The organism is Rhodococcus sp. WY5 (genome assembly GCF_018588185.1).
GTDB lineage: Bacteria > Actinomycetota > Actinomycetes > Mycobacteriales > Mycobacteriaceae > Rhodococcus_F > Rhodococcus_F qingshengii.
Genome location: NZ_JAAMPR010000001.1, coordinates 1,519,817 through 1,530,864, shown reverse-complemented (window position 1 = coordinate 1,530,864; position 11,048 = coordinate 1,519,817). Strand labels below are relative to the sequence as shown.

Here is an 11,048-nt window from a genome sequence, read left to right as displayed (position 1 = left end):
ACACCCAGAAGGAGTTTCCGTGCGTCGTATCCCGCTCTCAGCACTGATAGTCGCGGGCTCACTGATACTGGGCGGCGGAATTGCCGCGGCTCAGGGCAGCCTGCCCACGTCGGAGAGCGCCGATGGCACGTCGGTGCCACCGTCGTACCTGACCGACGACGCCGGGCGCTCCTTGATCCTGCAAGGGTTCAACACGGCGTCGAGCGCAAAAAGCGCACCCGACGGCATGCCGAAGTTCACCGAAGCCGATCTCGAGCGCGAACATGCCGACATGGGAACAAATTTCGTGCGTTTCCTGATCTCCTGGCGTTCGGTGGAGCCAGAGCCGGGACAGTACGACCAGAAATATCTGGACCGCGTCGAGGACCGGGTCAGCTGGTACGCCGAACGCGGGTACAAGGTCATGCTCGACATGCATCAGGACGTCTACTCCGGCGCGATCACACCAGAGGGCAACAGCGGCAACGGCGCCGGCAACATCGGCAACGGCGCACCGGCCTGGGCGACCTACATGGACGGCCTTCCGGTCAGCCCTCAAGACCGCTGGGAGCTGTACTACATCCAACCCGGCGTGATGCGCGCATTCGACAACTTCTGGAACACCACCGGCCAACACCCCGAACTGGTCGAGCACTACGCGAACGCCTGGCAGGCGGTGGCCGAACGTTTTGCAGGCAATGACACCGTCGTGGCATACGACCTGATGAACGAGCCGTGGGGCGGTTCCCTCCAAGGCCCCGCCTTCGAAGGTGGGCCCCTCGCTGCCCTGTATCAGCGAACCACCAACGCCATCAGGGAAGTTGATCAGGACAGCTGGGTGTGTGTGGCCCCGCAGGCAGTCGGCGTCAACCAAGGTGTCCCCAGCGGACTCACGAAGATCAACGACCCACGAGCCGGCGAACAGCGAATCGCCTACTGCCCACACCTGTACCCGCTGCCCCTCGACCTCGGTGACGGATACTCCGGTCTCTCACGCACACTCACCGACGCGACCATCGACACCTGGCGCGACAGCGTCGAACACATCGCAGGCAACGTACTCGGCGGCGTTCCGATCATTCTCGGCGAATTCGGGCTCGACACAACACTGCCCGGCGCAACCGACTACATCGACCGCGTCTACACGACCGCCCGAGAACTCGGCGCGGGTGTCTCCTACTGGTCCAGTGATCCAGGTCCTTGGGGCCCGTACCTGCCGGACGGATCGCAGACACTCCTCGTCGACACCCTGAACAAGCCGTATCCGCGTGCCGTCGCGGGCACACCCACCGAATGGTCCTCGACCGTTGACCGCCTTCAGCTGACGTTCACCCCGAACCCCGCGGTAACGGCACCGACCGAGATCTACCTACCCGAAAGCGGCTTTCCCGGCGGCGTCGACGTCGCGGGCGCCGACATCGTGAACTGGAACCCCCAAAGCCGTCTTCTCACAGTGGAAACCGCGGACGACGCGGGCCCCGTCACGGTCACGGTGACGCCGGCAAGCTGATCGCGAGCGTCGAGATTCCTGGATATTTGTCCGGTTCTTTCGTAACGTACAAGCGACGGGTGATCGGCCGACGGAAGGCGAGTATGTCCACGGAGAAGATGTCTGTCCAAGATCGTTTTGCGCGGGTGGTGCTCGATGTCGTCGGCGCCTTACCGACCGGCGCGCAGCGCATTCTCGGTGGCAAGCCGAAGGAGATCGACGGGCAGACTCTGCACCCCGAGATCCAGCTTGCGCTGAGATTGCTCTCAGCGGTCGAAGGTACGAGCTTCGAGCATCTTCCGGTCGAAGAGGGACGGGCTCAGATCGACGCCGAATCGCGACTGTTCGGCGGTACGCCCATCGACATCGAGACGGTACGTGACCTCGAGATCCCGGCCGGGGATCACGCGATTCCGGCTCGGCTGTATCGCCCGGCCGGAGTCTCAACGCCCGCTCCACTTTTGGTGTACTTCCACGGCGGCGGGTTCGTCCTCGGCAGCCTCGAGAGCGGCGACAGTGTGTGCCGCTTCCTGGCCCGCCACGGCGAGATCAGTGTGCTGTCGGTGGACTACCGGTTAGCACCGGAGTTCCCCTTCCCCGCCGGGGTCGATGACGCCGTCGCCGCATTCCGGTACTGCGTCGAACATGCCACAGATCTGGGAGCAGATCCGAAATCCATTGCGGTAGGCGGAGACAGCGCGGGTGGGAACTTGGCTGCCGTCGTCGCGCAGTCCACGATCGAAGACGACGTCAAGCCCGCATTTCAGCTACTCTTCTTTCCCTGGGTGGACCTTTCGTCGAAGCGCCCTTCGCACAAGATGTTCGGCACCGACTTCTTTCTCACCGACGCCCAACTCGACTGGTATGCGGCCCATTACCTGTCGGGCGGCGCTTCGGCCCTCGACCCGCGAGTCTCCCCGCTGCTCACTCCGGACCTGGCCGGCCTACCGCCCGCGTACGTTGCCGTCGCCGGTTTCGACCCACTACGCGACGAGGGTGAGGAATACGCGAACAGGCTGCGAGAGGCCGGAGTCCCGGTTGCACTCAGGCGTCACAATGGATTGATCCATGCCTTCGTCAACACCACCGGTGTCGGCCATACCGGTCAAGATGCGATGTTCGAGGCCTGCGGCGCTCTGCGGGTTGGACTTTCGGGCCCGCACTGAGGGCAGGGTCACGAAACGGGGAGTGCCAGATCCGCCCACTCGACCATCGCTTCGAGCACGGAGCGCAGTTCCATCCCCGTCGCGGTGAGTTCGTACTCCACTCGCGGCGGCACCTCGGCGTAGGCAGTCCGGGTCACCAGATCGAACTCCTCGAATCGCTTGAGTCTGGTGGACAGTGTCCTGGGACTGATGCCGGGCAATGCGCGTCGTAGTTCCGTGAAGCGCATCGGGCCGTGCGTGAGCTCACGAACGATCAGCGTTGCCCACGGTCCGTCCAGAACCAGCAGAAAGCGCGCGACGCCGCACTCCGGAAGCACGTGACCTGATTCACTCATCGATTCCCCATTAGTTCACTTGAAGTAACTGGTTCCCAATCTGAACTATAGGCGTCATGACTTACACAGTGCATGGCGCCACCGGCGCACAGGGTTCTCCCGTTCTCGCGGGATTGGTCGCGGCTCTCGCCGGATCGACAGGTGCCGAAGTCCGAGCAATCACCCGCAACCCCGACCAGACGTTCGAGGGTGCGAACACCGTCGTCGCGGACAATGCGTCAGCCGACTCTCTCGCCGACGCTTATCGCGGGGTAGACGGGGTGTTCTTCCACCTGCCACTCGCCGGCGACACCGAGACGCTAGCTGGTTACGCCCACAACGTTCTGGCAGCAGCAAGAGTGACAGGTCCTTCGCGGTTCGTGATCTCTACCAGCGGCACGGTGACCGGCGACGCTACTTCGCCGCTTGCCGGTCCCAACACACCCGTTCTCTCCGAGCTCGTCGACGGACTCCGCGCCGAAGGTATCGCGGTGACCGTCCTGACCCCGCGTTTGTTCCTCGAGAATCTTCTTCTGCCCACCGTGCTGTCGGGGGTGAAAGACGAAGGGGTCCTGCGTTACCCACTACGTGCCGATCTCGCGGTCGCATGGAGTTCACATCTCGACGTCGCTGATGCAGCCGTTGCGGCCCTGACTCTCGACGTAGCACCGGACGCGGTCGACATCGGACAGATTCCGGCGATCACCGGCATCGAACTGGCCGAGGCATTCGCCGAACACTTCTCGCGCGCGGTAACTTTCGAAGCCGTGACGCCCGACGCCTTCGGTGCGTCGATTGCGCCGATCATCGGAGCGGGCGCAGCAGCCGGGGTTTCCCAGCTCTACACGGGGCTCGAATCTGCCGACAGCGTCGCGTTCGACTCCGCGACGGGTTCTGCCGTTGCCTTGGGCATCGTCGCCCGCAGCCCCCGGGCCTGGCTGGTAGATCTCGGAGTGAACTGACCGGAACAACGCAAACGGCCGGCTCCGCGAAGTATCGCGTGGAGCCGGCCGATTTCCGGGGTTACCGGTGCGTGCGGGTCTTCAACTGGCGGTTCAGCTGCCGACTCCCGAAGTCCAGACCGGCACCGTCACTGGTGGCCAGCACGGTGAGTCCAGCGGCGACCAGCAACGAAATAAGCACAACGCTCATGGTGAGTCACCTTTCTTCCTGTCGTGAAACGGTTTTGCGCCTCCGGGAAATGTCGACATATCCGGCACCCCACTTCAGCTGACCTCAAAGTATCTGTAACTGTGGGTTACGCGCAATGTGTGGTCCCTCACCTGAAAGCGCAGGGTGATGCGCAGATCACGCTGCGTTCGACGGCGAACTTACCTGGCCAGAACCATGTTCACGAACTCGTCGGCGAGCGCCTGAGCGTCCGCACCGCTGCCAGGAACCACATCGGGCGCACTGTGTACCAATTGCATCTGCCCCAGGTACATCGAATAGGCAAGTACGCCACGATGTTCCGCTTTCTGCCTGTCCATCCCCAGATCGACCAACAACGTCACGATGTAGGTAACTCGACGCTCGGTGACACGTCGAACCGCCGCCGAAACCAAAGGATGGCCGATCCCGGCAAGCAGTTCCAACTCCGCACGGCGACCGGCCAATCCGGTCGTGACCGAATCCACCAGACGACGCAACCTCACCTCCGCCGGTTCACCAGAGGACTCGACGGAGGAGATCAGTCTCTCGGTTGCCAAAACTTCCCACCGGCCGAGCGCAGCTTGCAGCAATTCGTCGCGGTTGGCGAAGTGCCAATAAAAGGAACCCTTGGTCGATCCGAGCGTGCGCGCCACCTTTTCGACTGCAACTGCATCAGGCCCATGGCTTGTCAGAGCCTGGAAAGCTGCATCGATCCACTGGTCGCGAGAGAGTCGGGCGCGGGCATTCGGCACCTCCGTACGGTACCGTATGGGTAAGTTCCATACGGCACCGTACGGAGGACGAAATGACACTCGCTTTCAAGGCAATGCCTGCACCGGACTGGGCAGAAGCCACCACGATCACCATCCCGTCTGTTCCGACCCATACATCCGAGGAGTGGGCGCAGGCAGTCTTCGACGTCAGGAATGTCCCCGCACCCGTCCTCGCGATGTTCTGGCTCAGGGAGCGGATAGTCGGACTGCTCGGCATCGCCAAGGGACGCCCCGACACCTTTGCCGTCGACAAGATCGCCGACGGCGAGGCCCTCATCGAAGCGGACGAGAAACACCTACGATTCGTCGCCTCGGTTCAGGCCGACAACGACGCCGGCCTCCTGCACGTCGTCACCGCCGTGGAGCTGAAGAACCGCGCGGGCCGAATCTACTTCGCACCCGTTCAGGTACTGCACGGCGTGATCACGCGGGCAATGATGACGTCCGCTCGAAAGAGACTGTGCACGTGATCAACCGTCCGGACCGCCCTTGAGTTCGAGGCTGATCTGATCGGCATCCAGCGCGGCAAGTGCCGATCCGAGCATCCGTGCGTCGAACACGCCATCGTCACGTGCGTCGAGCAGTGCCTGACGCTGCGCGTCGATCACGTCGAGGCGGATCCTCTTCTTCGACCGACCCTCTGGCGGAACGACACTCGCAGCAGCATCTTCGAGGAGGTCGAGCAACCTGCGATGCTCGTCTAGTTCGGATTCGGTGAGGTCCTGCGCTGCCGGACCGGTCGCCACTACGACGCGCTTCAACGTTCCTCCCTGAAGGATCAACGAGCCTGCTGCCACCAGGAACGCAACCAAGATCAGGAGCGATCGACTCGGGGTGTCTTCCGGCAGAGTCTGCGCTGCAGCCAGAGTGACCGCCCCGCGCATGCCGGCCCAGATGACGATCGTGCCTTCACGCCATCCCAACGGCGCAGCAAGGTAGTAGTCGATATCGGCAACCGTCCGCCGAACCCGAACCTTGAACCTTTCCATCTGATTCGCCGAAGGTGCCCGGCGCCTGCTGCGTCGTTCGTCTGGCGGGTAATCCTCGGGATTGTCGAGGCGATTCGCGATGTCGGAGAGTCTGGGTTTCATGCGTTCACGAAAATTCGCCCGCGCTTGGAGCGCTCGCAGGAGCGGGGCCACGTACAGAGCCCGCACCAAGATCGTGAGGAACAGTGCACCCGCCGCCACGAAGACCGCCGTGGATATGCCCTCGTGGTCGACCCGGACATCGTCGACTATCGACGAGAGTTCAAGGCCCATCACCAGGAAGATCGCACCTTCGAGGACCAATTCGACTGTGCGCCAGTTCTGGGAGTCGGACAACCGGTGTCGCGGTGACAGCTTCCGAGGAGCGTCGTAGCCGGTGACGAGCCCGGCCACGACGGCAGCAACCAACCCTGACGCACCCAACTCTTCGGCGGGGATCGCCGCCAGAAACGGCACCGTGAACGAGATGACCGTGTTGACCGTCGAATCGGTGACACGGGCGCGAACCATCAGGTTGACCTTGCCGACGACAACTCCGATGACCGCGGCCACGACGACGGCAAAAGCGAACTTGCCCAACACACTCCACAGCGACACCGATGCGGCGGCCCCGGCGATGGCAGTACGCAACAGGACCAGAGCGGTGGCGTCGTTGAGCAGGCTTTCGCCTTCGAGGATCGACACCACCCGCGGCGAGACCGGGAGTTTCTTGACGATGGACGTCGCGACGGCATCCGTCGGGCTCACGATCGCACCGAGTGCAATGCCCCACCAGATACCGAGTCCTGGTATCACCCAGGAGAAGAACACACCGAGAACAAGCGCACTCACGACCACGAGCAGAACGGAAAGCCCACCGATGGCACCGAACTCACGCCGAAACTCCATCGACGGCATCGAGACCGAGGCGGAGTACAGCAGTGTCGGAAGCACGCCTGCCAGAATCCATTCCGGGTCGATGTCCACTGCTGGGACAAATGGTAGGAGGCTGACAACGATCCCGGCCATCACCAGAATCAACGGTGCTGCGACTCCGATCCGCGCTCCGAGCGTCGAGGCCGCGACGATTCCGAGCAGTCCGAGCACCACGATGATCAGAGCATCCACTGCTTCCCCCTGTACCCCCGGATTTGTGTCTGGCTCTTTCTACACCTTTGCCGGAGACGGGGGCGAGACCTGCCAGGCAACGGCGATCAGAACAACCGTGAACGCCGATGCGGGCCACAGAGCGTGAAGACCGATCCACCGATGAACGAGCGCACCGACCACCGCGCCCGCGATCAACCCCGCGCACATCCCGAAGTGCTGCAGCCACGCCCACTTCGGGCCACCCAGAAAGGCTCCGGTCAGACGCTGGCCCATCTTGACCAGCGCACCGGTCATGTACGTGACACCGATCGTCACCTCGCCGTCGCGCTGGAACACCGAGTTGACGGCTCCCATCGCCAAGGCCATCGCCGAGATCGCGCCGGGGGTGACGTCGAGGCTGCTCATCACCGAACCGATGGACAGCAGCCCGGCTACAACCGCGAGCACCGTGACCTTGCGAGCCCGGACCGAATAGCGCTCCGTGAAGTGGGTGACGACGGTTCCCAGCGCGATTCCCAGGAGGAAGAGCACGATGATTCCGCCGGCAACTCTCGCGGTCGACCACACCCCGTCGGCAAATGCGACGCTCGCCTGCGTCATGTTGCCGCTCATGAACGAAACGAAAGGCCCACCGAGCGTGATGAATCCGAGCGCGTCGACGTAACCGGCCAACCCGGCGAGCGCTGTCGCCAGGCCGATCAGCGACCTGCTGTATCCCGTCACCCGACGAGCTCGGTTCAGCTCAGCTTGCTGGTGCGCAGCTCGTGGCCCTTGGACGTCTTGCAGCGGCCGGTCTCGAGATCCCACTGCCAGCCGTGCAGATCGCAGGTGAGGTTGGTGCCGTCGACAACACCGAACTTCGACAGGTCCGCCTTGAGGTGGGGGCAACGACGCTGAATCTCGTACCCGCCCAACTCGATAGACGCGCTGTCGTCGTGGGCCTCGGCGAACCAGCCGTCGGCGTACGCGATGCGCTCGTCGGTGAGGCACTTGAAGAACGTGTAGAGGAATTCGTTGTACCCACCGATGCGCCACGCCGTGAAGCGTGTCGACAGGAAGATGGTGTTGACCCAGTCGGGCTCGTCGTCGCGCAGAACGGTGCGAACCAGTTCGGGAGCGATGCGGAAGCCGTAGCGGTACTTGCCTTCTCCGTCGATGGGCTCACGAACGATCCGCTTCGGGAAGTCGAGGACGACCGTCTCCTCTCCCATCACGAGTCCGACGGGGTAGCCGATTCCGTCGCAGATCAGATCGGACTGAGCCATGATCGGCTCGAACTTGGCCTTGAGACCGTCGAGCAGCGGCTCGCCTTCGGCCGGAGCCCACGTGGCCTTCTGCGCGGCGATGACCGGTGCCATCTTCTGCGCCATCTTCTCGATGTACTCGGCCTTGTTGGAGAAGATCTTGTCGACGTCTGCGTCCGGGATGGGATGCGTCAGCGCGACCTTCTCGCTTCCGCGAAGTTCGACGGCCGAGCCGGGGATCATCAGCAGACCACGATCGTTGCCGTTGATGCGCATCTGCTCGAGGAACGTGATCTGGTCGGGGAAGATGTTTCCCTCGTCGCCGTGATCGTCGTTGAGGTAACGCAGGTCGTCGTCGAGGAAGACCGGCGGGCCGGCCGACGGGACAACCCAGGCAGCGTCGACCTGGGAGATGTAGTTGCGGCAGCGGTCCATGCCGCGCTGACGCTTCTGCTTGCCGAAGTTGCGCTTGGTGCCCTTCGGGATGTCGTAGACCATCGGGTACCAGATCGCGCCCGAGTACTGCAGCAGATGGATGTCGACCTTCCCGAAGGCGTCGGTCAGCGGGTCCAGGTCGACGGGCCTGGCGTCGTTCATGTTGAAACAGGTGGTTTCCCCGTCCGAGACGACGAGGCCCGAGTCACCGATCGGACCGTCCGCGGGAGCGCGCAGAGCGATGATCATGATGTCGAGATCGCCCTTGGGACCGCTGACGGTGTGCTTGACGGAGTCTTCCGTCTCGAAGAACTTGTGGAAGCCGAGCTTCTCGAGTTCACGCTTGAGGTCCGGCACCGGGTAATCGGGGAGCAGGACTGTGGCGTCCTTGTTGACGTGCGCGATCAGATTCTTCGGATCGAAGTGGTCCTTGTGCAGGTGCGAGACGTAAAGGTAGTCGCAGTTGCCCAGCGCGTCCCAGTCCAACTCTGTGTTGTCGGGGAACGGCACCCAGGACGCAAAATACGTCGGGGTCACCCATGGATCACACAGGATGGATCCGGCCTCGGTCTGGATGTGAAATCCTGCGTGGCCGACGCTGGTGATCTGCATTGCAACCTCCGAAATCGTACTGCTGGTCAACTCAGCATAGTCGGCGCGATCAGGGCCAAATCGCGATCGAGGAGGCGGCCGGTTGTGACGTCATGCACGTCAGAGGTCGAAAGTGGGTTGTGAATCAGACCTGCCGGTGACGCGGACAACACTCTCTGTGCTGGCGTGTTCGCCGTATTTCTTGGCGTTCGCGGGAGCTGTTTCAGCATTCCCGAAGACAGCCCCTAAGGCTAACCTAACAAGCATGACTCGACTCCTTTCTCCCTCCACGACCGATCGCGACTACTGGGCGATCGTGGACAACCTGACGCGACGCGGTTTCTTCGGCGTCGGCGCGGGCGTCGCTGCGGCCGCGTTACTCGCCGCCTGCAGCAGCACGGAAAGTTCGACGCCCGACAACGCGGAGACCTTCGAGTTCACGCGCGGCGACGAGAAGCTGATCATTCCGACGGACCCGCAGAACGTCGTTGCCCTCGATCCACGGGACGGCCTCGAATTGTCGATCCTCGCCGGATACCCGGTGACCGCCTACCCGACCGGCGCCGCCGAACACCTGCGCCGTGAGGTCCCGGATGCCACGGGTGTCGAGATCTTCGCCGAAGGTGCTTCCGATCCCAACTTCGAATACATCTCGACCCTCGGCGCAGACCTTCTCGTCCTCAGCGCAGGCTGGTGGGACACCGGGTCGTACGGCAACGACCGGATGCAGCAGATCGCACCGGTCCTGCCCGTCGGCAAGGACTTCACCCCGGAATGGCGGAAGGTCATGTCGGACTTCCTCACCGGCATCGGGCGCAGCGATCGCGCCGAAGAAGTACTCGCCGAGTACGACGCCCATGTAGCTCAGGTCCGCCCGACCGTCGAACCGCTGATGGCCGGCAAGAAGGTTGCCTTCGTCGCCGCCGCGGAGGATCAGATCGCGTGGTTCCAGAACGATTTCCGCACCGCCGTCGCCGAGGACCTGGGATTCGAGGTGCTCCGTGAAGGCCCCGACCTTCGCGTGATGCTCGGGTCGGAGCAGTTCAACCGTCTCGAAGAAGCCGACGTCATCTTCGCCTTGGATCGCAGCGCCTCCGGCAGCGTGTACACCTCGCCGACGTGGCAGCGTCTGCCCGCCGCGCAGGCTGGTCGAGTGATTCCCTTCGACTACTACAAGGCCGCGGGATACGCCTTGACCGCCAAGGTTCTCGTCGACGACTTGGCGGCCGGGGTCAAGCGGTAGAACCTGTCCTTCGTCAGCCCGACGGGGCCCCGATCATTCGGCGCCGGCGGCTCGTCCTGTCACGCGGTCCCGAAACTCGCGGAACGCTTCGAATCCTCCGGTGAGCGCCCGCGCCAGTTCCTCGGCGCTGTCGACCCAGACGACGTCCTCCAACTCGGAAACGTCGTCGGGCTCGTGATTGCGCTGAGGAACGAGAAACGTCGGGTCACCCTGAGGGTTGACGATCAGGAACCCAGCGGCCGCGCAGAGGTCGTAGACGAACGCGCACTCGGCAGGCGACAGCGTCGCGTGGAAGATTCCACCACTGAGTGGATCGCTCTGCTCGAGCGAGTCGAGATGAAGGTCGGAGAAGGCCCCGTCGATCGTCAATGCCCTGTCGTCACGGTCGACGATCTCGCCTCCGTACGGGCTCTCGACCACGCGCAGCCCGTGCTGATCGAGGAAAGCGGCGACCGCCGCCCGATCAACATCGAGTTGCACGTCCTTCGTCACCCGCATGAAGTGCAGCGAGAAACCCATCGATCCCCCTCGTCCATTCGCGACGCACGTGATGCGCTCGCCAGTACCTCGACAGCCGAGAAGCG

The 11,048-nt window shown here is 63.3% G+C and carries 12 protein-coding genes; 5 read left to right on the top strand and 7 right to left on the bottom strand.

What is annotated here, in order from left to right:
* Positions 1–19 precede the first annotated feature (19 nt).
* Positions 20–1,489 carry a cellulase family glycosylhydrolase gene (locus tag G4D79_RS07000; protein ID WP_214514228.1) on the top strand — a complete coding sequence of 490 codons (1,470 nt, stop codon included), beginning with the start codon at positions 20–22 and terminating at the stop codon, positions 1,487–1,489.
* Between the two features lie 83 nt (positions 1,490–1,572).
* Complete coding sequence (locus tag G4D79_RS06995) at positions 1,573–2,634, top strand: alpha/beta hydrolase (protein WP_081558884.1); 1,062 nt, start codon at positions 1,573–1,575, stop codon at positions 2,632–2,634.
* Between the two features lie 8 nt (positions 2,635–2,642).
* On the opposite strand, the gene G4D79_RS06990 is transcribed toward G4D79_RS06995, so the two are convergent.
* Entirely contained in the window at positions 2,643–2,969 is a 327-nt protein-coding gene (locus G4D79_RS06990) for a helix-turn-helix domain-containing protein (protein WP_063315475.1), read from the bottom strand.
* A gap of 56 nt (positions 2,970–3,025) precedes the next feature.
* Here G4D79_RS06990 and G4D79_RS06985 point away from each other — a divergent pair, with 56 nt between their 5' ends.
* Complete coding sequence (locus tag G4D79_RS06985) at positions 3,026–3,910, top strand: SDR family oxidoreductase (protein WP_042922879.1); 885 nt, start codon at positions 3,026–3,028, stop codon at positions 3,908–3,910.
* A 61-nt stretch (positions 3,911–3,971) separates the two neighbouring features.
* On the opposite strand, the gene G4D79_RS34935 is transcribed toward G4D79_RS06985, so the two are convergent.
* Together G4D79_RS34935 and G4D79_RS06980 are read right to left on the bottom strand one after the other, a co-directional pair.
* Positions 3,972–4,100, bottom strand: coding sequence for a hypothetical protein (locus tag G4D79_RS34935; protein WP_003943237.1), 129 nt, complete (start codon positions 4,098–4,100; stop codon positions 3,972–3,974).
* Positions 4,101–4,279: 179 nt separating this feature from the next.
* Complete coding sequence (locus G4D79_RS06980; protein ID WP_039973149.1) at positions 4,280–4,852, bottom strand: TetR/AcrR family transcriptional regulator; 573 nt, start codon at positions 4,850–4,852, stop codon at positions 4,280–4,282.
* 53 nt (positions 4,853–4,905) lie between these two features.
* Between G4D79_RS06980 and G4D79_RS06975 the strand changes: the two genes are divergently transcribed.
* Positions 4,906–5,343, top strand: coding sequence for a DUF2867 domain-containing protein (locus G4D79_RS06975; protein ID WP_007730272.1), 438 nt, complete (start codon positions 4,906–4,908; stop codon positions 5,341–5,343).
* Here the strand turns inward: G4D79_RS06975 and G4D79_RS06970 are convergent, their stop codons facing one another.
* From G4D79_RS06970 to G4D79_RS06960, 3 genes are read right to left on the bottom strand one after another with little or no spacing between them, the layout of a single operon-like run.
* On the bottom strand, positions 5,344–6,969 hold the full coding sequence (locus tag G4D79_RS06970; protein WP_099697198.1) for a sodium:proton antiporter: 1,626 nt from the start codon (positions 6,967–6,969) through the stop codon (positions 5,344–5,346).
* 39 nt (positions 6,970–7,008) lie between these two features.
* The gene (locus G4D79_RS06965) at positions 7,009–7,674 is read right to left on the bottom strand and encodes a YoaK family protein (protein ID WP_003943143.1); all 666 of its coding nucleotides are present in this window, start codon (positions 7,672–7,674) and stop codon (positions 7,009–7,011) included.
* A gap of 14 nt (positions 7,675–7,688) precedes the next feature.
* On the bottom strand, positions 7,689–9,242 hold the full coding sequence (locus G4D79_RS06960) for an MBL fold metallo-hydrolase (RefSeq protein WP_003942885.1): 1,554 nt from the start codon (positions 9,240–9,242) through the stop codon (positions 7,689–7,691).
* Positions 9,243–9,486: 244 nt separating this feature from the next.
* On the opposite strand from G4D79_RS06960, the gene G4D79_RS06955 reads away from it, so the two are divergent.
* The gene (locus G4D79_RS06955) at positions 9,487–10,464 is read left to right on the top strand and encodes an ABC transporter substrate-binding protein (protein WP_075834789.1); all 978 of its coding nucleotides are present in this window, start codon (positions 9,487–9,489) and stop codon (positions 10,462–10,464) included.
* Between the two features lie 33 nt (positions 10,465–10,497).
* On the opposite strand, the gene G4D79_RS06950 is transcribed toward G4D79_RS06955, so the two are convergent.
* Positions 10,498–10,983, bottom strand: a complete 486-nt coding sequence (locus G4D79_RS06950) for a hypothetical protein (protein WP_081558609.1) — start codon at positions 10,981–10,983, stop codon at positions 10,498–10,500.
* Positions 10,984–11,048 lie beyond the last annotated feature (65 nt).

What these genes read in the sequence shown, in the direction of transcription:
- G4D79_RS06995 (WP_081558884.1), top strand. Translation starts at nt 1,573, where the DNA reads ATGTCCACGGAGAAGATGTCTGTCCAAGATCGTTTTGCGCGGGTGGTG.
- G4D79_RS06955 (WP_075834789.1), top strand. Translation starts at nt 9,487, where the DNA reads ATGACTCGACTCCTTTCTCCCTCCACGACCGATCGCGACTACTGGGCG.
- G4D79_RS06950 (WP_081558609.1), bottom strand. Translation starts at nt 10,983, where the DNA reads ATGGGTTTCTCGCTGCACTTCATGCGGGTGACGAAGGACGTGCAACTC.
- G4D79_RS06960 (WP_003942885.1), bottom strand. Translation starts at nt 9,242, where the DNA reads ATGCAGATCACCAGCGTCGGCCACGCAGGATTTCACATCCAGACCGAG.
- G4D79_RS06985 (WP_042922879.1), top strand. Translation starts at nt 3,026, where the DNA reads ATGACTTACACAGTGCATGGCGCCACCGGCGCACAGGGTTCTCCCGTT.
- G4D79_RS34935 (WP_003943237.1), bottom strand. Translation starts at nt 4,100, where the DNA reads ATGAGCGTTGTGCTTATTTCGTTGCTGGTCGCCGCTGGACTCACCGTG.
- G4D79_RS06990 (WP_063315475.1), bottom strand. Translation starts at nt 2,969, where the DNA reads ATGAGTGAATCAGGTCACGTGCTTCCGGAGTGCGGCGTCGCGCGCTTT.
- G4D79_RS06975 (WP_007730272.1), top strand. Translation starts at nt 4,906, where the DNA reads ATGACACTCGCTTTCAAGGCAATGCCTGCACCGGACTGGGCAGAAGCC.